This window comes from Nannocystis punicea (assembly GCF_026965555.1).
Taxonomy (GTDB): domain Bacteria; phylum Myxococcota_A; class Polyangia; order Nannocystales; family Nannocystaceae; genus Nannocystis; species Nannocystis punicea.
Genome location: NZ_CP114040.1, coordinates 10,068,666 through 10,088,617, shown reverse-complemented (window position 1 = coordinate 10,088,617; position 19,952 = coordinate 10,068,666). Strand labels below are relative to the sequence as shown.

At 70.7% G+C, this 19,952-nt stretch carries 20 protein-coding genes; 14 read left to right on the top strand and 6 right to left on the bottom strand.

The features are described 5' to 3' along the window. Positions 1-209: 209 nt before the first annotated feature. Together panB and panC are read left to right on the top strand one after the other, a co-directional pair. A complete protein-coding gene (panB, locus tag O0S08_RS38635) occupies positions 210-1,094 on the top strand; it encodes a 3-methyl-2-oxobutanoate hydroxymethyltransferase (protein WP_269034485.1) in 885 nt (294 codons plus the stop codon). Positions 1,095-1,098: 4 nt separating this feature from the next. After that, complete coding sequence (gene panC / locus O0S08_RS38630) at positions 1,099-1,935, top strand: pantoate--beta-alanine ligase (protein ID WP_269034484.1); 837 nt, start codon at positions 1,099-1,101, stop codon at positions 1,933-1,935. A 395-nt stretch (positions 1,936-2,330) separates the two neighbouring features. Here the strand turns inward: panC and O0S08_RS38625 are convergent, their stop codons facing one another. Then, positions 2,331-2,882: a hypothetical protein gene (locus O0S08_RS38625; protein WP_269034483.1), complete on the bottom strand. Its 552-nt coding sequence runs from the start codon at positions 2,880-2,882 to the stop codon at positions 2,331-2,333. Positions 2,883-3,183: 301 nt separating this feature from the next. Between O0S08_RS38625 and groES the strand changes: the two genes are divergently transcribed. From groES to O0S08_RS38590, 7 genes are all read left to right on the top strand, one after another. Continuing rightward, positions 3,184-3,483 carry a co-chaperone GroES gene (gene groES, locus O0S08_RS38620; RefSeq protein ID WP_096330647.1) on the top strand — a complete coding sequence of 100 codons (300 nt, stop codon included), beginning with the start codon at positions 3,184-3,186 and terminating at the stop codon, positions 3,481-3,483. Between the two features lie 49 nt (positions 3,484-3,532). Then, entirely contained in the window at positions 3,533-5,179 is a 1,647-nt protein-coding gene (gene groL / locus O0S08_RS38615) for a chaperonin GroEL (protein ID WP_269034482.1), read from the top strand. Positions 5,180-5,344: 165 nt separating this feature from the next. Continuing rightward, on the top strand, positions 5,345-6,160 hold the full coding sequence (locus O0S08_RS38610) for an SDR family NAD(P)-dependent oxidoreductase (protein ID WP_269034481.1): 816 nt from the start codon (positions 5,345-5,347) through the stop codon (positions 6,158-6,160). Positions 6,161-6,226: 66 nt separating this feature from the next. Further along, entirely contained in the window at positions 6,227-7,282 is a 1,056-nt protein-coding gene (locus tag O0S08_RS38605; RefSeq protein ID WP_269034480.1) for a hypothetical protein, read from the top strand. 47 nt (positions 7,283-7,329) lie between these two features. Continuing rightward, positions 7,330-7,866 carry an RNA polymerase sigma factor gene (locus tag O0S08_RS38600; RefSeq protein WP_269034479.1) on the top strand — a complete coding sequence of 179 codons (537 nt, stop codon included), beginning with the start codon at positions 7,330-7,332 and terminating at the stop codon, positions 7,864-7,866. Continuing rightward, positions 7,866-8,636 (top strand): hypothetical protein, encoded by a 771-nt coding sequence (locus O0S08_RS38595; protein ID WP_269034478.1) that lies wholly within the window; start codon positions 7,866-7,868, stop codon positions 8,634-8,636. Before O0S08_RS38600 ends, O0S08_RS38595 begins: the two co-directional genes overlap by 1 nt. Positions 8,637-8,835: 199 nt before the next feature. After that, a complete protein-coding gene (locus tag O0S08_RS38590; protein WP_269034477.1) occupies positions 8,836-9,597 on the top strand; it encodes a hypothetical protein in 762 nt (253 codons plus the stop codon). Between the two features lie 7 nt (positions 9,598-9,604). Here O0S08_RS38590 and O0S08_RS38585 read toward each other — a convergent pair whose 3' ends face one another. Then, the gene (locus O0S08_RS38585) at positions 9,605-11,293 is read right to left on the bottom strand and encodes an ABC1 kinase family protein (protein ID WP_269034476.1); all 1,689 of its coding nucleotides are present in this window, start codon (positions 11,291-11,293) and stop codon (positions 9,605-9,607) included. Positions 11,294-11,353: 60 nt separating this feature from the next. Between O0S08_RS38585 and O0S08_RS38580 the strand changes: the two genes are divergently transcribed. The 4 genes from O0S08_RS38580 to O0S08_RS38565 all read left to right on the top strand — a co-directional run bounded on the left by O0S08_RS38580 (position 11,354) and on the right by O0S08_RS38565 (position 13,926). Next, on the top strand, positions 11,354-11,977 hold the full coding sequence (locus O0S08_RS38580) for a hypothetical protein (RefSeq protein ID WP_269034475.1): 624 nt from the start codon (positions 11,354-11,356) through the stop codon (positions 11,975-11,977). 45 nt (positions 11,978-12,022) lie between these two features. After that, positions 12,023-12,841: a tRNA 2-thiocytidine(32) synthetase TtcA gene (gene ttcA / locus O0S08_RS38575; protein WP_269034474.1), complete on the top strand. Its 819-nt coding sequence runs from the start codon at positions 12,023-12,025 to the stop codon at positions 12,839-12,841. A 10-nt stretch (positions 12,842-12,851) separates the two neighbouring features. Next, on the top strand, positions 12,852-13,361 hold the full coding sequence (locus O0S08_RS38570) for a hypothetical protein (RefSeq protein ID WP_269034473.1): 510 nt from the start codon (positions 12,852-12,854) through the stop codon (positions 13,359-13,361). Positions 13,362-13,464: 103 nt separating this feature from the next. Continuing rightward, the gene (locus tag O0S08_RS38565; protein WP_269034472.1) at positions 13,465-13,926 is read left to right on the top strand and encodes a hypothetical protein; all 462 of its coding nucleotides are present in this window, start codon (positions 13,465-13,467) and stop codon (positions 13,924-13,926) included. 176 nt (positions 13,927-14,102) lie between these two features. On the opposite strand, the gene O0S08_RS38560 is transcribed toward O0S08_RS38565, so the two are convergent. Together O0S08_RS38560 and O0S08_RS38555 are read right to left on the bottom strand one after the other, a co-directional pair. Then, on the bottom strand, positions 14,103-14,867 hold the full coding sequence (locus O0S08_RS38560) for a carbon-nitrogen family hydrolase (protein WP_269034471.1): 765 nt from the start codon (positions 14,865-14,867) through the stop codon (positions 14,103-14,105). Positions 14,868-14,912: 45 nt separating this feature from the next. Further along, a complete protein-coding gene (locus O0S08_RS38555) occupies positions 14,913-16,109 on the bottom strand; it encodes a methionine aminotransferase (protein ID WP_269034470.1) in 1,197 nt (398 codons plus the stop codon). Positions 16,110-16,139: 30 nt separating this feature from the next. Here O0S08_RS38555 and O0S08_RS38550 point away from each other — a divergent pair, with 30 nt between their 5' ends. Continuing rightward, positions 16,140-17,468 carry a pyridoxal phosphate-dependent aminotransferase gene (locus O0S08_RS38550; protein ID WP_276082561.1) on the top strand — a complete coding sequence of 443 codons (1,329 nt, stop codon included), beginning with the start codon at positions 16,140-16,142 and terminating at the stop codon, positions 17,466-17,468. Between the two features lie 475 nt (positions 17,469-17,943). Here O0S08_RS38550 and O0S08_RS38545 read toward each other — a convergent pair whose 3' ends face one another. Continuing rightward, positions 17,944-19,083 (bottom strand): hypothetical protein, encoded by a 1,140-nt coding sequence (locus O0S08_RS38545; protein ID WP_269034469.1) that lies wholly within the window; start codon positions 19,081-19,083, stop codon positions 17,944-17,946. Continuing rightward, entirely contained in the window at positions 19,080-19,238 is a 159-nt protein-coding gene (locus tag O0S08_RS38540; RefSeq protein ID WP_269034468.1) for a hypothetical protein, read from the bottom strand. The genes O0S08_RS38545 and O0S08_RS38540 overlap by 4 nt, the downstream gene beginning before the upstream one ends. Between the last annotated feature and the right edge of the window lie 714 nt (positions 19,239-19,952).

The window sequence follows — 19,952 nt, the reverse complement described above, 5'->3', positions numbered from 1 at the left end:
AAACCACGCAAGGTGAATCGCAAGCTCGCGTGCTGTGAAATCTTCACCGCGGGTATCGCGTACACGATGCGCTCGGTTCGTGAGTCGAGGCGCGAATCGGTCCGCACACGTGCCCCGATCGAGGTCCTACCCGGCCAGGGAGCGCGGCGGCGAAATTCTTCATGGACGGCGACCTGTCTGCTCTGCGATATGCTTCGCGCGAGCCACGTATGACCCTCGGAGCCAAGCCCGCAGCAACCGGGGAGATCCCCGCGACCATTCGCCGAGTGACCGCGCCGGTGCTCCATCAATACAAACGCCAGGGCCAGCGCATCGTGATGATCACGGCGTACGACGCGACCTTCGCTCGCCTCGTCGACGAGTCGGGCGCGGACGTGGTGCTGGTCGGCGACAGCGTGGGCATGGTGATGCAGGGCCACCCACACACGCTCGAGGTCACGCTCGAGCACATGTGTTACCACGCCCGCTGCGTCCGCCGTGCGGTCCAGCGAGCGCACCTGGTCGTCGACCTGCCGTTCATGAGCTACCAGGTGAGCGCGGAGCAGGCGTTACTGTCCGCGGGTCGGCTCGTGCAGGAAGGCGGGGCCGAGGCGGTCAAGCTCGAGGGCGGCGGCCGGGCCGATGCGGTGCGCAAGATCGTGCAGGCGGGCATCCCCGTGATGGGGCACCTCGGCCTCACGCCTCAGAGCGTCCATGAATTCGGGGGCTTCCGCGTGCAGGGTCGCGAGGACGCCGCTGCGGAGCGTCTGCGGCAAGACGCGCTTCAACTGCAAGAGGCCGGCGCGTATGCCGTGGTGCTCGAGGGCATCCCGGCGGCGCTGGCGCGGCAGATCTCGCAATCGCTAGCGATCCCGACGATCGGCATCGGTGCAGGTGTCGGCTGCGACGGACAGGTGCTGGTGATGCAGGACCTGCTCGGCCTCGACGACCGCTTCAAGCCGCGCTTCGTCAAGCGCTTCGCCGAGCTCGCCGGGGTCGTGCGCGACGCGTTCGCCACCTACGGCCGCGAGGTCCGCGAGGGCACCTTCCCCGCCGCCGAGCACAGCTTCTCCGGCGGGCCTGCGACCCAGAGCGGCTCGGAGTCGGCGGAGTAGGATCATGCTGGTCGTTCGGACATGTTCGGAGATGCAGGTGTGGCGGGCGTCGCTCGGTCACGCGACCCGCGTCGCGTTCGTGCCGACGATGGGCTACCTCCACGAAGGCCACCTGTCGCTGCTGCGCGAGGCCCGGCGGCGCGGCGATCGCCTGGTGCTGTCGATCTTCGTCAACCCGACCCAGTTCGGCCCGAACGAAGACCTCGCCCGCTACCCCCGCGACGAGGCCGGTGACCTGGCCAAGGCGAGCGAGTGCGGGGTCGACGTCGCGTTCTGCCCGACCGACCCGCGCGAGCTGTACCCGCACGGGACGAACACATGGGTCGAGGTCCAGGAACTCGACCGCCACCTGTGCGGGGCCTCGCGCCCCGGTCACTTCCGCGGGGTGTGCACCGTGGTGGCCAAGCTGTGGGGGCTGGTCCGCCCCGACGTGGCGCTGTTCGGCGAGAAGGACTTCCAGCAGCTGGCGATCCTGCGGCGCATGCACGCCGATCTGTTCCTCGGCGGCGAGGTCGTCGGCATGCCGATCGTGCGCGAGCCCGACGGCCTGGCGATGTCGAGCCGCAACGCCAACCTGTCCTCCGAGGCACGTGCGCAGGCGCTGGCGATCTCGCGCTGGCTGGCTTCCGTGCGCCAGCGGTTCGCCGCCGGCGAGCGCGACGCAGCGGCGCTGCTCGGCGATCCCGCAGCTGCGCTCGCTCCCGGACGAATCGACTACGCGTCGCTGGTCGACGCCGACGATCTGCAGCCGGTGACCGAGGTGGTGCGGCCGGCGCTGTGCGCCGTCGCGGCGTTCTTCGGCGGCGTGCGCCTCATCGACAACACGGTCCTGCGACCCTGACGAGCCACGTTTGGACCGCACGGTCGCGCAGGGCCGTCCGCACCAGTAACGGTCGCCCGCCGCCCAGATGGCCAAAGTCGGCAAGCCGTCGTCGGAAGGAGTTCGCGCGGCCCTCTGGTGACGGAGGCTTCCAAACCCGATGACGGCCCGCTGCCCTGCGTCGAGCGAGCTCAGGCGGTCGTGCCGAAGGCCAAAGGTCCGTGGATCAATTTGCGGGGTCGGGCAGGTCTCCGGACCGAGGAGCATTCCCGGCCCTGCACCGAGCTCAGGCGGTCGTGCCGCACCGATGCTCAAAAGAAGAGGTCGTGTCCGCCGAAGTCGAAGAGGGCCCCGGGCCCCCCGACTCTCTGCGGAACTCGAGTTCATCGGCGCGGCGACGAACTCGAGTTCGCCGATTACTGCAGGTCGTCGCGCCTCCCGCGCACGAGGACGACGCCGGCGGCGCCGAGTCGCTGCTCGTCGCGTGGATCGCCGTACTTCTTCCAGCGCTCGTACAGGCCGAGGAGGTCGCCGTCAGGACAGCTGTCCGTGGCCTCGGAGATCGCCTCGGCGGCCTTCTCGAAGGTGGCGGCGAGGGTGTTGAACACGGTTGGTTCGCCGATCTGGCGGTACGCGCTGGTTCCGATCGAGCGCACGTAGCGCAAGTCGACCGGGGTGCGGTCGACGCTGTGCGGGACGACGCCGGCGATGAACAGCGCCCGGTCGCCGACGGCCCGCAACGCTTGAGCTCGTCGCGTACCTTGTTGCTCGCGGGCCGCGAGGTACTGCAGCGCGAGCGGTCCGGCGGTCCGGCCGGCGACGCTGGTCCGGCGCACGTGGTCGGCCAGCATGTGGACCACGTACGCTCCGACCTCGGTCGGCAACGAACTGCCGGTCTTTCCCTGGGCCACGCGGTCGTAGAAGAAGGACTCGAGGGTTCCTGCAAAACGAAGTTCTGGCTCGGGCATGAGGAGTTTCCTATTTCCCCACGCTACCAGAGAGGAACGAGCAGGCAAGCGAATTATGTGAGTTAACCGCACGAGTTCCGAGCCGAAAACGCCCCGCGAGGAGGGGTTGACCGGGTACCGACTCGCTTTACACTCCGCGCCGCGTTAGCACTCCTACATGGGTGATTGCTAACCGAGCCCCCGCAAATTTCCACGGCGATTCCGCAGAGTTACGCGGAGTCGCGCGGGAACGCTCGCAACCGCGAACAGCATCTTCCCCCCCCACGGGGCCTGCATTCGGAAATCCCAGGAGAGACCGCAGATGACAACGACGAAGGTTCGTCCCTTGAACGATCGCGTGCTGGTGAAGCGCATGTCCGAGGAGGAGAAGACCGCCGGTGGTCTGTTCATCCCCGACTCCGCCAAGGAGAAGCCCGCCAAGGGCGTGGTGATCTCGGCTGGCCCGGGCAAGGTCGACGACAACGGCAAGCGCACCCCGCTCGAGGTCAAGGCGGGCGACAAGGTCCTGTTCGGCAAGTACTCCGGCACCGAGATCAAGCTCGACGGTGAGGAGCACATGATCCTGCGCGAGGACGAGATCCTCGCCATCCTCGAGGCCTGAGCGGGCCTGACGACGCAACGCTTTTCCCCACACACACGAGACACACATCATGGCTGCCAAAGAAGTTCGTTTCGAAGAGTCCGCTCGTCACGCCATCCTGCGCGGGGTCAACATCCTCGCCGACGCCGTCAAGGTCACCCTCGGGCCGCGCGGCCGTAACGTGGTGATCGAGAAGTCCTGGGGCTCCCCGACGGTCACCAAGGACGGCGTGACCGTGGCCAAGGAGATCGAGCTCGAGGACAAGTTCGAGAACATGGGCGCGCAGATGGTCAAGGAGGTCGCCTCGAAGACCTCCGACATCGCCGGCGACGGCACGACCACCGCGACCGTGCTCGCCCAGGCGATCTACCGCGAGGGCCTGAAGATGGTCGCCGCGGGTCACGACCCGATGGAGCTCAAGCGCGGCATCGACATCGCCGTCGAGGGCCTCATCAGCTTCATCAAGGGCAACCTGTCGAAGGCCACCAGCAGCGACGAGGAGGTCGCGCAGGTCGGCACCATCTCCGCCAACGGCGACGAGGAGATCGGCAAGCTCATCAGCAAGGCGATGAGCAAGGTCGGCAAGGAGGGCGTGATCACCGTCGAGGAGAACAAGTCCTCGACGACCGACCTCGACGTGGTCGAGGGCATGCAGTTCGACCGCGGCTACCTCAGCCCGTACTTCATCACCGACCAGGAGCGCATGGTCGTCTCGCTCAGCGAGCCGTACATCCTCTGCTACGAGAAGAAGGTCTCGACGATGAAGGACCTGCTGCCGGTGCTCGAGCAGGTCGCCAAGCAGGGCCGCAGCCTCCTCATCATCGCCGAGGACGTCGACGGTGAGGCGCTGGCCACCCTCGTGGTCAACAAGATCCGCGGCGCCCTCCACGTCGCCGCCGTCAAGGCCCCGGGCTTCGGCGACCGCCGCAAGGAGATGCTCAAGGACATCGCCGTCCTCACCGGCGGCAAGGCGCTCACCGAGGACCTCGGCGAGAAGCTCGAGAACCTGACCCTGAAGGACCTCGGCACCGCCAAGCAGGTCACGATCGACAAGGACAACACCACGATCGTCGACGGCGGCGGCAAGAAGGCCGACATCCAGGCCCGCGTCAAGCAGATCCGCGCCCAGATCGACGAGACCTCGTCGGACTACGACCGCGAGAAGCTGCAGGAGCGCCTCGCCAAGCTGGTCGGCGGCGTCGCCGTGATCAAGGTCGGCGCGGCCTCCGAGGTCGAGATGAAGGAGAAGAAGGCTCGCGTCGAGGACGCGCTCCACGCGACCCGCGCGGCCGTCGAGGAGGGCATCGTCCCCGGTGGCGGCGTCGCCCTCATCCGCGCCCAGAAGGAGCTCGAGAACGTCAAGGCCCCGACCGCCGAGCAGAGCGTCGGCATCAACATCATCCGCCGCGCGATCGAGGAGCCCCTCCGCCAGATCGTGGCGAACGCCGGCGCCGAGCCGTCGGTCGTCATCAACGCCGTCCGCAACGGCGAGGGCGCGTTCGGCTACAACGCCCGCACCGGTCAGTACGTCGACCTCGTCAAGGACGGCGTCATCGACCCGACGAAGGTCGTCCGCACCGCGCTGCAGCACGCCGCTTCGGTCGCCGGCATGATGCTGACCACCGAGGCGATGATCGCCGAGAAGCCCAAGAAGGAGGCCCCTGCGGCCGGCGCCGGCGGCCACCCGGGCGGCGGCATGGGCGGCATGGACATGTGAGCCTCGCTCGCGCTCGCCGATCTGCGCGCGCGTACGAGCCCCGATCCGCGAGGGTCGGGGCTCGTCCCTTTTTGCGCCCTGTGTCGGCGCCGTGGGGCACGTGAGCCCCGATCCGCGAGGGTCGGGGCTCGTCCTTTTTCGGCGGGGTTTTGCTAGCGTCGCCGCGTGGAGCTCAAGGACAGGGTCGCGCTCGTCACCGGCGCGTCGTCGGGCATCGGCCTGGCGACCGCCAAGCTGCTACACAAGTCCGGCATGCGCGTCGTGATGGTCGCGCGCACGGCGTCCAAGCTCGCGGCCGCGGCCGCGGAGCTCGGCGACGGCGCCGTGGCGATCGCCTGCGACGTCGGTGACCTGTCCCGATTGCCATGGCTCATCGACCAGGTCGTGGCGCGCTTCGGCGGCCTCGACGTGCTGGTCAACAACGCCGGCGTGCACTACCGCGGAGACATGTTGCGCCACCCGCCGGAGGCGCTGGCGGAGATCTTCAACGTCAACCTGACCGCGCCGGTGGTGCTGACGCGGATCGCCGCCGACCACATGCGCGCGGGCGGCTGCGTGGTCAACGTCGCCAGCCTGGCCGGCAAGCTCGGCGTGCCCGGCTCGGCGGTGTACTCCGGATCCAAGGCGGGGCTGCGCTTCTGGGCCCTCGCGGCCGCCGAGGACCTCGCGCGGCGCAGCATCCGGATCGCCAACGTCAACCCCGGCCCGGTCGACAGCAGCTTCTTCGACTCCGACATCCAGGGCGTCAGCAACCTGACCTTCTCGCAGCCGATGAGCACCCCCGAGCAGTGCGCGGAGGCGGTGCTGGCGTGCATTCAGGACCCGCGCAGCCCGATGGAGATCGATCTGCCCTTTGCGTCAGGCAAGCTGGCGACGCTCGGCTACCTGTCGCCCCGCCTGCGCGCGTGGCTGCGACCCGCGCTCGAACGGCGCGGCGCCAAGAACAAGGCGGCCTTCATGCGCCGTCGCGGCATGTCCTAGGCGCGCGGCCGTGCGCGCCGCTTTCGCCGTTGAAATCGCGGCGGCGGCGGACGATCCTCCGCACGCGTGGGGATGCTTCACAGCGGGCTGGTCGCGGCGCTGCTCGCGGGCCCGGCAGGTCCGAGCGAGGCGCCCGCGAGCTCGCGCCCGGTCGTCGAGTTCCGCTGGGACGCGCCCGCGAGCTGCCCCGCCGAGGCCGAGGTCGTCGCCGAGCTCGAACGCCTGCTCGGCGGACCGCTGGCTGCTCGCACGGGCCCGCGGTTGACTGCGATCGCCCGCGTCCGCCAGGAGCCCGCCGGCGGCTTCGACCTCCGGCTGTGGACCGTCAGCGACGAGGGTACGCTGCAGCGGTCGCTGACCCACGCGCAGTGCGACGCGCTCGCGCGGGCCGGGGCGCTGATCGCCGCGATGGCGATCGATCCGTCAGTCCTCGATCGCATGTCCGAAGAGACAGATGCCGCCGAGGTCGCGGCCGAGGCGAAGACGGTCGACGACCCGGAACCACCGCCGGAGCCCCAGCTGCCGCCCCCGGAGCCGGAGCCCGCGCAGCCGCAGCCGCAGCCCGAGGAAGTGGAACCACCCAGACCGCCGGAGAAGAAGAAGGAGAGGCGGGTGCGGGGCGGCGTGCGGCTCGGCGCCGGCCTGAGCTTCGGCGACCTGCCCGGCGTCGGCGCCTTAGTTAAACTCACGCCGGCGTTGATCTGGCCGCGCGCGCGGCTCGAGTTCGAGGTCGGCTACGGCCCGCTGCGACGGGCTCGCTTCGACGACGCGCCCGACCGCGGCGCCGACCTCCAGCTGGCGGTCGGGGCGGTGCGCGGCTGTCCGTTGCTGCACGCGCGCAAGTTCGAATTCCCGCTGTGCGCCGGCCTCGAGCTCGGCGCCATGTACGGCCGCGGGGTCGGCTACGAGATCACCAGCGACGCGCGTCAGCTGTTCGTCGCCCTGCATCTGGCGCCGGGCGTGTTCTACGCCATCCATCCGCGCGTCGCGGTCGGCGCCATCGTCGAGGGCGCGGTCCACATCGTACGACCCCGGTTCACCGTCGAGAACCACGGGGAGACCTATCGCAGCGCCCCGGCGAGCGTTCGCGCGCTGCTCGCCGCCGAAGTCCGATTTCCGTGACGAGCCGTGATGATAATTCGCGGAGCCGGTCACCAACCCGCGAACCGATGGCCGCCGCCGCCCAAGCCGCCGCTCCTCCCAGCCCCGCGCTGGTGGCGGTCTACCGCGAGCACTTCCAGTTCGTGTGGCGCAGCGCCAGGCGGCTCGGTGCGCCCGCGCCCGCGCTCGACGACGTCGTCCAGGACGTGTTCCTCATCGTCGCGCGCCGGCTCGCCGAGTTCCGCGGCGAGGCCTCGATGCGGACCTGGCTGTTCGCCATCACCATGCGCGTGGTGCAGCTCCACCGCCGCAGCGCCTCGCGGCACCTGCGGCGGGTCGAGGCCTTCGCCGAGGCCCACGCGGAGGACGGCGGCTCCGACCCCTACGCCCGCAAGGACGCGACCGACACCCTATTAAAATTGCTCGACCAGCTCGACGACGAGCGCCGGGCCGTGTTCGTGCTCGCCGAGCTCGAGGGCATGACGGCGCAGGAGATCGCCGCGGGGCTCGGGCTCAACGTCAACACCGTGTACTCGCGGCTGCGAGCGGCGCGGCAGCAGCTCGAACGTGCGTTGCCGGCGGCGGCGCGGACGGAGGTGCGCTGATGCAGTCCGACAGGCTCGAAGATCTGCTCCGCGCCGAGCGCGAGGTCGTGCCCGAGCCGGGCGCGGAGGACCGGATCTGGGCGGCCGTCGAGCATCGCCTGGCCCATGGGCCAGCTCCGCCGAGCGGCGCCGACGTCGCCCCGGGGACCCTCGCAGGGGCCACCGGCGGCGGCGGAGTCGTCCTCAAGGTGATCGCCGGGCTCGCGCTGGTCGCGGCCGCGGTGGGAGTGTGGGCCGCCCGCGATCGGCCCGAAGCGCCGCCGGTCGTGGCCGCGGCGGCGCCGATCGAAGCTGTCCCCGAGGCCAGGTCACCGATCACCGCACCCGTGGCGGCGCCGACACCCGCAGGGGTGGAGGCGCTTGCGCCTGCGCCCGATCCTCCCGTGGCCGAGGCGCCCGCGCCCGACGAGCCCGCGGCCGAGGAGCCGAGCGAGACCAGGAAGAAGCCGCCGCGCACCAAGCCGAAGCTCGAGGCTTTGCCCGCTGACGCGGCGCCGGCCGACTTCGCCGCCGAGCTGAAGCTCATCGCCGAGATCCGCGGCGCGCTCAAGCGGGGCGACAGCGCCCGCGCATTGGCCGGGGTCGAGGAGCACGAGCGGCGGTTCGGCGCGCGCGGACAATTGGTGCAGGAGCGACTCGCCTACCACGTCGAGGCGCTGTGCGCCGCCGGTCGCGTCGCCGACGCGCGGCGCGTCGCCCGCGACATGCTGGCGAAGTGGCCCGACTCGACGCACGCGCCGCGGGTCAAGAGCAGCTGCGCCGGCGCGTGAAGCTCGCTGATCTTCTTGTAGGACATGTACGATCGTACATGTCCTTTTTACCATGTCCGAAGGTGGATTTCGCGGACATGTGTCGGCCTGGGGCGTATTCACTGGCTCACATGGACCGCGTGTTGAGGAACCTCCTGGCCTGGTCCCGCTGAAAAAACGCCGCGGCGGTAACGAATCGATGGAAGAAGAGAACGACGCTATGAAGCTCACCACGACCCTTACGATCCGCTCGTTGTTCGCCGCCGTGTGCCTCGCCGCCTGCAGCCCCTCGCTCGGCGACATGACCGACGGCTCGGACGACACCGGCGCCGACCCGACCGGCGCGTCGAACCCCACGGGCACCCCCACCACGACCGATGGCGACGTGCCTGGCCCGTGCAGCTCGTCCAACCCGTGCCCGGACGGCCAGTTCTGCTGGAACGGCCTCTGCGCGCTCGGCTGCAACAGCAACGAGGACTGCGCCGACGACCAGTTCTGCGCGACCGACACCGATCGCCTGTGCCACAACAAGGAGGTCACGACCTGCCCCGACGTGCCGTGCGAAGAGGGCCAGGTGTGCGTCAACGGCTTCTGCAGCACCCCGCCGCCGGACACTCAGTGCACCCCGTCGCTGACGGACGACGGCTGCGAGTCGAACGCGGTGTGCCTGTACAGCTCGGAGGAGGAGGCGAAGTGCTACACGCTGCCGTACTGCGCGCAGGACGACACCTGCCCGGTCGGCCCCGAGGGCGCGGTGTGCAACACCGACATCCTGACCGCCAAGGACAAGATCTGCCTGATCGGCCTGTGCACCGAGGCGTCGCATTGCCCGGCCGACTGGAAGTGCGTCAAGGACCAGCCCAACGCCGTGATCGGCTATTGCAGCGACGGCGGCCCGTTCGCGCCGTGCAGCTCCAACGAGGACTGCTTCAGCAACGTGTGCAACCTGCCGTTCCCGGGCGAGGCCGGCCTCTGCCAGTGAGCGCCGCTCACGAGCGCCAGCGCAGGCCGATCACGCCGTAGGCGGCGGCCGCGTAGAACAGGGTCGAGATCCACGGGATCCCGATCGGCGACGTCGCCGGCAGGCCGAGGCCGAGGGCGTACGTGCCGCAGGCGATGCAGGTGATCGTCAGCGCGGCGCGTACGCCCTGGTTCATGCGCCGCTCGGACGCCTTGTCGAGGGCGGTGAGCGACGCGGGCGAGAGGCCGACGGCGAGGCGGCCCTCGTGGATGTCCTCGAGCAGGGCGGGCAGGCGCTGCGGCAGGCTGTGGGCCGCGCGGGACAGCAGGTGGAAGTCGGCCAGCAGGGTCTGCTTGATGCGGTCGCTGCTGTAGCGGTCCTGGATCATCTGCGAGATGAACGGACGCGCCAGCTCGAGCGGGTCGACGTCGGGGGCGATCGAGCGGGCCAGGCCCTCGGTGGTGAGGATCGCCTTGAACATCATGGTGAAGTCGGTCGGCATGCGCACGCGGTGGCGCGTGGCGCCGGCGACCAGCTCGCCGAACAGCTCGCCGATCTGCAGCTCGGACAGCGGCACGCCGCCGAGGTAGCGCTCGGCGATCTCGACCACGTCGGCCTCGAACGCGGCGTAGTCGACCTTGCCGGCGGTCGGGATCGCCAGGGCGTAGAACGAGCGCGCCAGCGCCTCCATGTCCTCCGACATCACGGCCCACAGGATGTCGATCAGCTTGTCCTTCATCGACGGCGACAGGCGGCCGACCATGCCGCAGTCGATGATCGCCAGCCGGCCGCCCTCCTGCACGAACACGTTGCCCGGGTGCAGGTCGCCGTGGAAAAAGCCGTCGATGAACAGCATCTTGTAGGCGGTCTTGAAGTACACCTCGACGAGCGGGCGGGTGTCCTCGCCGGACTGCAGCACCTCGCTGAACTTGCGGCCCTCGACGAACTCCATGCACAGCACCTCCTCGGTGCTGAGGGCGTCGTAGACGACCGGCACGCGGACGCTGTCGTCGTCGGCGAAGTTGCGGTGGAAGCGGGCGATGTTGCGCGCCTCGACGCAGAAGTCGAGCTCCTGCGCCAGCGACTTGGCGAACCCGCGGATGACGCCGACGAGGTCCATCGCCGCCGCCTCGGGGAAGGCCTCCTCGACGTAGCCGGCGGTCGCCAGCAGGATGTTGAGGTCGCTGGCGATCTTCGGGCGGAGACCGGGGCGCTGGACCTTGAGGACCACGCGCTCGCCGGTCTTGAGGGTGGCGCGGTGGACCTGGGCGATGCTGGCCGACGCCAGCGGGGTCTCGTCGATCTCGGGGAACTGCTCGCGCCACTTGGGCCCGAGGTTGTTGCGCAGCTGGCCCTCGATCTGCTCGAAGGGCAGCGGCGACACCTGGTCTTGCAGACAGGTGAGCTCGGCGATGACCGCGTCCGACAGCAGGTCGGGGCGGGTCGAGAGGATCTGGCCGAGCTTGACGAAGGTCGGGCCGAGCTGCGTAAACGCGGCCACGAGGCGCTTGCCGGTGTCGGCGCTGCCGACGGTGGCGCGCGTCAGCTCGCCGCCCGCGAGCTCGACCTGCAGCTCCCGCCGCAGCTTGAGCTGGGCGACCCACCAGCCGAAGCCGTGGCGGACGAAGACGGTGGCGATCTCGCGGAAGCGGGCGACGTCCTTGGCGCCCGTGACGAGGGCGCGCGAGGAGCTGACGATCGTGCGCAGGACGGACACGCGCGCGCAGTATACGAGACGCGCGTCAGCTAGCGGCGCCGGATCTGCTAGACTCGAGGCGTGCGACGTCGGCTCTGGACATGGCTCCTGGTCGGAGCGGCGGTCTCCGGGTGCGACGCGCCCGAGGGCCGCACCCGGGCGGCCGCGGAGATGGCCGAGATGGCCGGCTCGCGCACCGCGGAGGCGGCGCGGGCGGCCCGCGCGTGGGCCGGCCAGCTGAGCCTGGGCGAGCTGTCGGAGTCGGCCAAGGGCTGGTTGCGCCAGGGGGCCGGCGCGTCGTCCTCGGGCATCGAGGCGGTGCTGCAGAAGGGCGAGCAGGTGGTGCCGGTGGCGGTGGAGATCGGCCGGGCGCTCGGGGCCGCGGTCGACACCAGCACGCAGTTCGAGCCGATCTACCAGGAGGTCCCGGGCGGCTCGTCGGAGCTGGCGGAGCGGCGGGCCGAGGCCGACGCGGCGATCGGAGACATGCCGCGCGTGGAGGTCATCGACGGCCTGTCGGTCGGCTTCAAGCAGCTGTCGAGCGTCGACGTCGCCCGCACGAGCTCGGAGTCGGCGTACCTGGTGATGTGGCGCCAGCACGACCGGCTGATCGGCTTCGTGTTCCGCTCGCGCCGCGACGTCGCGCTGGCCGACCTCGTGCGCGACGCGCCGCGGCTGGTCGCGCTCGTGCGCTCGGTCCTGTGAGCGGGCGGTTGCTGCGCCGCCCCCGCCCTGGTATGCCGGCCGGGCGTGGCGAGCCTCCAGCAGACGCTCTTGCGGCAGATCAGCCGCGCGAATCGGCGCTTCGGGCTGCTCGAAGACGGCGACAAAATCATGGTCGCCATCTCCGGCGGCAAGGACTCGTGGGCGATGCTCCACCTGCTGCGCGAGTACCGGCGGATGGTGCCGTTCTCGTTCACGTGGGTGGCGGTCAACCTCGACCAGGGCCACCCGGGCTTCCCGGTCGAGGTGCTGCGCGAGTACCTGGAGCGCGAGGGCCACGAGCATCGCATCGTCCACGTCGACACCTACTCGGTGGTGAAGCGCGAGGTGCCGGCGGGCAAGGCCTACTGCTCGCTGTGCTCGCGGCTGCGGCGGGGCATCCTGTACGACGTCGCGGTCGAGCTCGGCTGCACGAAGATCGCGCTCGGCCACCACCGCGACGACCTGATCGAGACGCTGCTGCTCAACCAGCTCTACGCCGGGCAGCTCAAGGCGATGGCGCCGCGGCTGCGCTCCGACGACGGGCGCAACACGATCATCCGCCCGCTGATCCTGTGCGAGGAGCGCGACGTGGCGGCCTACGCGATCGAGCAGGGCTTCCCGGTGGTGCCGTGCGACCTGTGCGGCTCGCAGGACAACCTGCGGCGGGCCCACGTGCGCCAGCTGCTGGTCCAGCTCGAGGCGAACAACCCCGACGTGCGCCGCAGCCTGCTGGCGGCCGCCGGCAACGTCAAGCCGTCGCACCTGCTCGACGCCCGCCTGCAGGGCGAGGGCGACGACGACGGCGAGGCGGCGGGGGCGGGCGACGGGGCGCTGCTGTCGCCGCAGATGCTCGTAAGGGCATGAAGGAGAGGACATGCTGCAACGGACATGGCTCTTGGGACTGGTCCTCGCCGCGGCGCCGGTCGGCTGCAACAAGTCGTCGGGGATCTGCATGAACGCCGGCTGCGAGGCCTCGGTGCCGGTCGTGGTGGTCGACGACGGCCAGCCCGGCGGGCGGCTGCGGGCGGGCTCGTACACGTTCCGCGTGGCCACCGACTACGCCGAGAAGACGTGGAGCTGCGAGCTGCCGGCCGAGGACTGCGCGCTCGACTTCTTCACCGACTTCGAGGACGGCGAGGACAGCGGCACCCTGTCGATCATGGGCCGGGCGGGCGAGACCGGGCTCGAGCTCGAGGTGCTCGAGACCCGCGGCAACATCTGGAGCGGCCCGGCGAAGTTCGTGGTCGCGGTCGAGCGCGACGGCGCGCCGGTGGTCGAGGAGACCTTCGAGCCGCGCTACGAGGAGCCGCTGGTGCCCGACGCGTGCGCGGTGTGCCTGAAGCGCAAGGGCGGCGACCTCGTGGTCCACGTGCCCGCCGAGTAGCGTCCCGCGGGCTGGACGGTGTCCCGCGGGCTGGACGGCCCCGGGGCGAGGGCGGCGCGAAAGGACAGGGGAATTCGCGGAGGTCGGGCGCGGCGCGGCGTGCATGACCCCACCAGTGTGCGCCTCGCCCGTCGATCCCGTCCTCGAACTCCTGCAACGCCGGCCCGAGCTGATCGTGCACGCGCTGCACCGGCTGCTCGGCTGGGAGCTCGAGCAGCCGGCCCTGGCCGAGCTCGTCGACGTCGGCGACACCCAGCTTTACGCGCACGGGCACGAGTGGGCGGCCGACCTGGCGTTCGCGCTCCGCCGGCTCGGCGGGCCGTCGACGTGGCTGGCGGTGGTGGCTCCGCAAGCCCGCGAGGAGCAGGCGCGGGCGTACCTGTGGCCGTGCTACGCCGCCCTGCTCGGGCTGCGCCGCGGCGGGCCGGCCGGGCTCCTGGCGCTCGTCGGCGACGACGACGTCGAGTGGGCGCGGCAGACGGTCGCGTGCGGGTTCGGGGCGCTGACGTTCACGCCGCTGGTGGTCAGCCGCGCCGCGCTGCTGGCGTTGGCGGAGGATGCCTGATGAGACATGTTCGTGCGGCCATGTCATGGCCTGCGCCGGCCGGGGCGATGCCTGCGCCGGAGGCAGGGCGCGCGGGGTGGCCCGGTGCGCCGGCGCGCGGGGGCGGCGAGCCCTGGGCGGCGCAGCGGGCGGAGCGCCAGGCTGTCCGCAGGGACAGGTCGAACGTGGCGGCGCGCCTAGGCCTTGCGCCTGTCCTTGAGGACAGGGAAGCGCTCGCGCGCGTCGCGGACGACGTCGGCGCGGACGTCGGCGAGGACCATGGTCTCGCCGCCGGCGGCGGCCGCGAGCACCTCGCCCCAGGGGTCGACGATCCGGCTGTCGCCGCTGTAGTCGAGGCCGTTGCCGTGGCCGACGCGGTTGACGCCGACGACGTAGGCCTGGTTCTCGATCGCGCGGGCCTGCAGCAGGGTGGTCCAGTGGTGGCGCCGGCGCTCGGGCCAGTTGGCGACGACCACGTAGGCGTCGGTCTGCTCGGCGCGGGCCCAGAACTCGTCGGCGAAGCGGAGGTCGTAGCAGACGAACAGGGTGCAGCGCAGGCCGTCGACGTCGACGGTGATGTGGTCGCTGCCGGCGCCGTAGTGCTCGTGCTCCTTGGCGAACGAGAACGGGTGGATCTTGCGGTAGCGGACGACCTGGCCGTGCGGGCTGGCGAGCACGAGCGTGTTGTAGGGCTTGGGCTCGTCGTGCGGCACCTCGGGGATGCTGCCGCAGATCCACAGGTCGTGCTGGCGCGCCTGGGCCTCGAGGAAGCGGGTCGAGGGCCCGCCCGGCGGCTCGGCGATGTTGGCGGTCGCCATCGAGAAGCCGCAGGCGAACATCTCCGGCAGCACGACCAGCTTGGCCCCGGCGGCGGCGGCGGCGGCCACCCACGGGCGCAAGCGGGTGAAGTTGGCCTCCGGGTCCTCCCACGCGATGTCGCTCTGGATCGCCGCGATCTTCATGCTCCGGTCCTCCTGCGTGCTGTCCTTCGGGTCATGTTGGATACTCTATCCGGCCGCGCTCGCCAGCGGCGCCCGGCGCGGCAGCTTCTGCAGGCGGCGCAGGCCCTCGTCGAGCACGTCGTCGGTCTTGCAGAAGGCCCAGCGCACCAGGTGACGGCCGGCCGCCGGGTGCTCGTAGAACGACGACGGCGGGATGGCGGCGACGCCGACCTGCTCCGGCAGCATGCGGCAGAACTCGACGTCGTCGGCGTAACCGAGCGGGCGGATGTCGGTCATGACGAAGTAGGTGCCGGCCGGCGCGAGCACGCCGAAGCCGAGCTCGCGCAGGCCCTGGCACAGGCGATCGCGGCGCGCGCGGTACTCGGCGATGAGGCCGGTGAAGAAATCGTCATCGGCGACGAAGGCCTTGGCGAGCGCGTGCTGAAACGGCGTGGCCGTGCAGAAGGTCACGAACTGATGCGCACAGCGAATCGCAGCGCTGAGCGCCGGAGGCGCGCACGTGTGCCCGACCTTCCAGCCGGTGAAGCTGAAGGTCTTGCCCGACGAGGAGATCAGCACGGTGCGCTCACGCATCCCGGGCAGCGTCGCGAGCGGCACGTGCGAGCCCTCATACACGAGGTGCTCGTACACTTCGTCGGTGATCGCGAGGAGGTCGAAGCGCTCGCAGAGGCCAGCGATATGCTCGAGCTCGCTGCGCGTAAAAACCTTCCCAGTGGGGTTGTGCGGGCTGTTCAGAAGAATTGCCCGAGTCTTGGGGGTAATGGCGGCCTCGAGCTCTTCGGGGCGGTACGCGAAGTCGGGCGCGTGCAGCGTGACGACCTTCGGGACCGCGCCGGCCATGGTGATGCTGGCGCGATAAGAGTCGTAGAACGGCTCGAACAGCACGACCTCGTCGCCGGTGTCGCACAGCGCTTGCAGCGTCGCGCAGATGGCCTCGGTCGCGCCGGAGTACACGGTGACCTCACTGTCGGGATCGTAAGAGAGGCCGTAGAAGCGCTGCTGGTGCGCTGCAATCGCGCGGTTGAGCTCGGGCAGCCCGCTCATCCGACAGTACTGGTTTGCGCCTGCGCGGATCGCCGCGATCGCGGCCTCCTTGATGAAGTCGGGCCCATCGAAGTTGGGAAAACCCTGGCCGAGGTTGACCGCGCCGAATTGAATGGCAAGGCGCGTCATCTCGGTGAAGATCGTGGTGCCGAATCCTTGGAGGCGGGCTGTGAGGTGCGGCTGGCGAGCGCTGCTCATGGGCCGCTGGAGTGTGGCATAGTTGTAGCGATGAAGGACGTCCAGAGCGCGCAGACCGACCTCACCGCCCACGCCAACGACGCGGGTCCCGACCCGGCCGCCCGTCTGTCGAGCATGGCCGGGGCGCTGGTCGGCTCGGAGATCCTCAAGATCGCGGCCGAGATCCGCGCGCTGATGGCTCAGGGCGTTCCGGTCTGCAACCTCACAGTCGGCGACTTCAGCCCCAAGCAGTTCCCGATCCCCGAGGTCCTGCAGCAAGCCATCCTGCGAGCCCTCGAGCGCAGCGAGACCAACTACCCGGCGGCCAACGGCCAGGCCGAGCTGCGCCAGGCGATCCAGCGCTTCTACGAGCGCGAGCTCGGCCTGCGCTACCCGCTCGACAGCTTCCTGGTCGCCGGCGGCGCGCGCCCGGTGATCTACGGCCTCTACCGCACCGTGGTCGACGCCGGTGACACCGTCATCTACCCGGTGCCGAGCTGGAACAACAACCACTACGTGCACATGTGCGGCGCCCGCGGCGTGCCGGTCGTGTGTGGCCCCGAGACCAGGTTCCTGCCCACCGGCGAGGCGCTGCTGTCCGAGCTGCCCTCGGCGCGCCTGGTGTGCCTCAACTCGCCGCTCAACCCGACCGGCACGGCGATCACCGCCGACGCGCTGCGCGGCATCTGCGACGCGATCCTGGCCGAGAACCGCAGCCGCGAGCAACGCGGCCAGCGCCCGGTCTACCTGATGTACGACCACATCTACTGGATGCTGCGCTTCGGCGACACCAAGCACGTCACGCCGCCCGGCCTCCGACCCGAGATGGCCCGCTACACCGTGTTCGTCGACGGCATCAGCAAGGCGTTCGCGGCCACCGGCCTGCGCGTCGGCTGGGCCGTCGGCCCCGTCGACATCATCAAGCAGATGTCGGCCGTGCTCGGCCACGTCGGCGCCTGGGCGCCGCGCCCCGAGCAGATGGCGACCGTCGACCTGCTCAGCGACTCCGAGGCGATCCACGCCTACGGCAGCCGTTTCCTCGAGGGCCTCGACCGCCGCCTCGAGCTGCTCCACACCGGCTTCCAGGGGCTGAAGAAAGACGGCCTGCAGGTCGACAGTATCCCGCCGATGGGCGCGATCTACCTGACCGTGCGCATCAACCCGTTCGGCCGCCGCACGCCCGCGGGCCAGGTGCTGCAGACGAACGAGGATGTCCGCAAGTACCTGCTCACCGACGCGGGCATCGGCATCGTCCCGTTCCAGGCGTTCGGCGTGCCCGGCGACGAGGGCTGGTTCCGCCTCAGCGTCGGCGCGGTCTCCGAAGAGGAGATCAAGGCGGCCCTGCCCCGCCTCGCCCGCGCGATGCAGGCGCTCACCTGAGCCGCCGGCGCGGGCAGTCGTCAGCCTGTCCCGAGCGGCAGGTGAGTGCGATGCAGGCCCGGTAGCCAGGCGGCGGTGCAAAGGGCCCGTATCGCTCGCGTTCGAGGCCCTCAGTCGCGGCGCCTAGCGAGCCACGCGCGGTCTCCGAAGCGAAGATCAAGGCGGCCCTGCCGCGCCTCGCAGGCCACGCGCGGTCTCCGAAGCGAAGATCAAGGCGACCCTGCCGCGCCTCGCGGGCCACGCGCGGTCTCCGAAGCGAAGATCAAGGCGGCCCTGCCGCGCCTCGCCCGCGCGATGCAGGCGCTCGGCACGCCCGCCTGGCTCAAGAGGCAGATGAGAGCAGTCCGGTCGCGGGCCCCGCTGCTGGCTTGAAGAGCAGGGGGAGCCGAGGCGGCCTGGCGGGAAGTACAGTCATTAGAAAATGACTGATAGGACATGCCTTTTCAGGCATGTCCCATCGACCATCCGAGGCCGCTCAGGCGCTGCGGATGCCGTGGCGGGCCAGGACCTCGACGAACGCGGTCACGTGCGAGCGGCGCTTGCGGAAGGGCGAGGGCGGCGGCGAGGGGTTGGTGGTCGGGTAGACGACCGGGGCGCCGGCGAGCGCCTCGCCGATGGCAGGGCGGATGTCGGAGGTGGCGGCGCCGCGCAGGTCGACGCGGGCGAGCAGGGCCCGCATGGCAGGGCCGTGGTAGGCCGAGAGCACCAGCGCGTCGGTGATCTCCTTGAGCAACGACATGTTGCCGCCCTGCCACATGCCGCCGCGGTAGTAGCAGGTCCACGAGAACAGGCTCTGGCCGGCGTCGGTGTCGGCCAGGCCGCGCAGGCCGGGCAAGGCCCGCAGGCGCGCGAGCGCGAGCGAATGGTTGTAAGTGCGCCACTTCGGCGTGGTGAAGGCGTCGGCCATGGCGCCGACCCAGAAGACGGCGCGCCGCTCGAAGCGGGCGGCGAGCTCGCGCAGCTCGGCGACCCAGCGCACGTGATCGAGGCCGATCCGGCAGGCGTTGACGGCGATCTCGCTGTCGAGCAGCGAGGCGTCGCGGTCGACGAGCTCGACGACGTCCATGCCGAGCCGGTTGTCGCGCACGAACTGCTGCACGAGCGGGAAGTTGGGCCGGGCGCTGACGGCGATCACCGGGTTCTTCCACGGCAGCAGCAGCAGGTTGAGGCTGTCGCGGCCGCCGCACAGGACGAGGTTGGTGAAGCCGGGATGCCTCGCCTCGACCCGGGCGACGTCGCTGCGCGTGGCCGCGGCGAAGGCGGCGACGTACTCGCGCGGGTCCGACAGCTCGAGCGTCGACAGCTCGGGGCAGCCGACGCGCCGCACGCGGCGATCGATGGTCGCGTTGGTGGCGAGGTAGCGGACGGCGGCGCCGACCTGGCGGGCGACGTCGGCGTCGAGCTCGAGCGCGCCCTTGTGCACGATGAGCGGCAGCGGCGAGGTCGCGAAGAGGTCGCCGCTGCGGTAGACGGGGTAGAACATCGGCGGCGGCCCGCGGAAGCGCTCGGCCTGCCAGACCACCGGCCCGGGCGTGAGCCACAGGTCCTCCTCGTCGATCTCGGGGCGCCGACGCAGCTCCCACGCGTCCCTGGTGGTGAGGTCGGGCAGGATCATCGCGGGGCCTCCGAGGTGTCGCGTGGGCGCTCCTGCAGGGCGCACGCGGGTGGCGGGGTGAGGTCGAACAGGATCATGGCGGAGCTTCCGAGGTGCCGCGCGGCCGCTCCTGCAGGGTGCAGGCGGGCCGAGTCGTGGAGCGGGACAGGGATCATCGCAGAGCCTCTACATCGCAGCGTGGCGCTGCTGCAGGGTGCAGGCGGGCCGAGTCGTGGAGCGGGACAGGGATCATCGCAGAGCCTCTGCGCCGCAGCGTGGGCGCTGCTGCAGGGTGCAGGCGGGTCGAGTCGTTGAGCGAGGCAGAGAGCATCGCAGAGCCTCTGCGTCGCAGCGTGGGCGCTGCTGCAGGGTGCAGGCGGGCCGAGTCGTGGAGCGGGGGCAGGATCATCGCAGAGCCTCTGCGTCGCAGCGTGGGCGCTGCTGCAGGGTGCAGGCGGGCCGAGTCGTGGAGCGGGGCAGGATCATCGCAGAGCCTCTGCGTCGCAGCGTGGGCGCTCCTGCCGGGTGCAGGCGGGCCGAGTCGTGGAGCGGGGGCAGGATCATCGCAGAGCCTCAGCGTCGCAGCGTGGGCGCTCCTGCAGGGTGCAGGCGGGTCGAGTCCTCCGCGTCGCAGGGCGGCCCCGCAGGACGCACGCGGGGCACGCGGTGAAGTCGAGCAGGCTCATCGCAAGCTTCGAGGTGCAGCGCGGGCGCTCTGCAGGGTGCACCCGGTGGAGCCGGGCGGGATCCTCGCGAGGCGTCGCTCCTGCAGGGCGCACGCGGGTCGAGTGGTGAGGTCGGGCAGGAGCATCGCGGTCCTCGTGAGCGGCCTGCAGCCTGGCCGTGCGAGCTGCGGCGGCAGGTGAGGCCACCTTTGTCGCGGGTCCTCG

Excerpts from the sequence above, each read along its gene's own strand:
- panB (WP_269034485.1), top strand. The coding sequence starts at position 210 with ATGACCCTCGGAGCCAAGCCCGCAGCAACCGGGGAGATCCCCGCGACC.
- panC (WP_269034484.1), top strand. The coding sequence starts at position 1,099 with ATGCTGGTCGTTCGGACATGTTCGGAGATGCAGGTGTGGCGGGCGTCG.
- O0S08_RS38625 (WP_269034483.1), bottom strand. The coding sequence starts at position 2,882 with ATGCCCGAGCCAGAACTTCGTTTTGCAGGAACCCTCGAGTCCTTCTTC.
- groES (WP_096330647.1), top strand. The coding sequence starts at position 3,184 with ATGACAACGACGAAGGTTCGTCCCTTGAACGATCGCGTGCTGGTGAAG.
- groL (WP_269034482.1), top strand. The coding sequence starts at position 3,533 with ATGGCTGCCAAAGAAGTTCGTTTCGAAGAGTCCGCTCGTCACGCCATC.
- O0S08_RS38600 (WP_269034479.1), top strand. The coding sequence starts at position 7,330 with ATGGCCGCCGCCGCCCAAGCCGCCGCTCCTCCCAGCCCCGCGCTGGTG.
- O0S08_RS38595 (WP_269034478.1), top strand. The coding sequence starts at position 7,866 with ATGCAGTCCGACAGGCTCGAAGATCTGCTCCGCGCCGAGCGCGAGGTC.
- O0S08_RS38590 (WP_269034477.1), top strand. The coding sequence starts at position 8,836 with ATGAAGCTCACCACGACCCTTACGATCCGCTCGTTGTTCGCCGCCGTG.
- O0S08_RS38570 (WP_269034473.1), top strand. The coding sequence starts at position 12,852 with ATGCTGCAACGGACATGGCTCTTGGGACTGGTCCTCGCCGCGGCGCCG.
- O0S08_RS38565 (WP_269034472.1), top strand. The coding sequence starts at position 13,465 with ATGACCCCACCAGTGTGCGCCTCGCCCGTCGATCCCGTCCTCGAACTC.
- O0S08_RS38560 (WP_269034471.1), bottom strand. The coding sequence starts at position 14,867 with ATGAAGATCGCGGCGATCCAGAGCGACATCGCGTGGGAGGACCCGGAG.
- O0S08_RS38555 (WP_269034470.1), bottom strand. The coding sequence starts at position 16,109 with ATGAGCAGCGCTCGCCAGCCGCACCTCACAGCCCGCCTCCAAGGATTC.
- O0S08_RS38550 (WP_276082561.1), top strand. The coding sequence starts at position 16,140 with ATGAAGGACGTCCAGAGCGCGCAGACCGACCTCACCGCCCACGCCAAC.
- O0S08_RS38545 (WP_269034469.1), bottom strand. The coding sequence starts at position 19,083 with ATGATCCTGCCCGACCTCACCACCAGGGACGCGTGGGAGCTGCGTCGG.
- O0S08_RS38540 (WP_269034468.1), bottom strand. The coding sequence starts at position 19,238 with ATGATCCCTGTCCCGCTCCACGACTCGGCCCGCCTGCACCCTGCAGGA.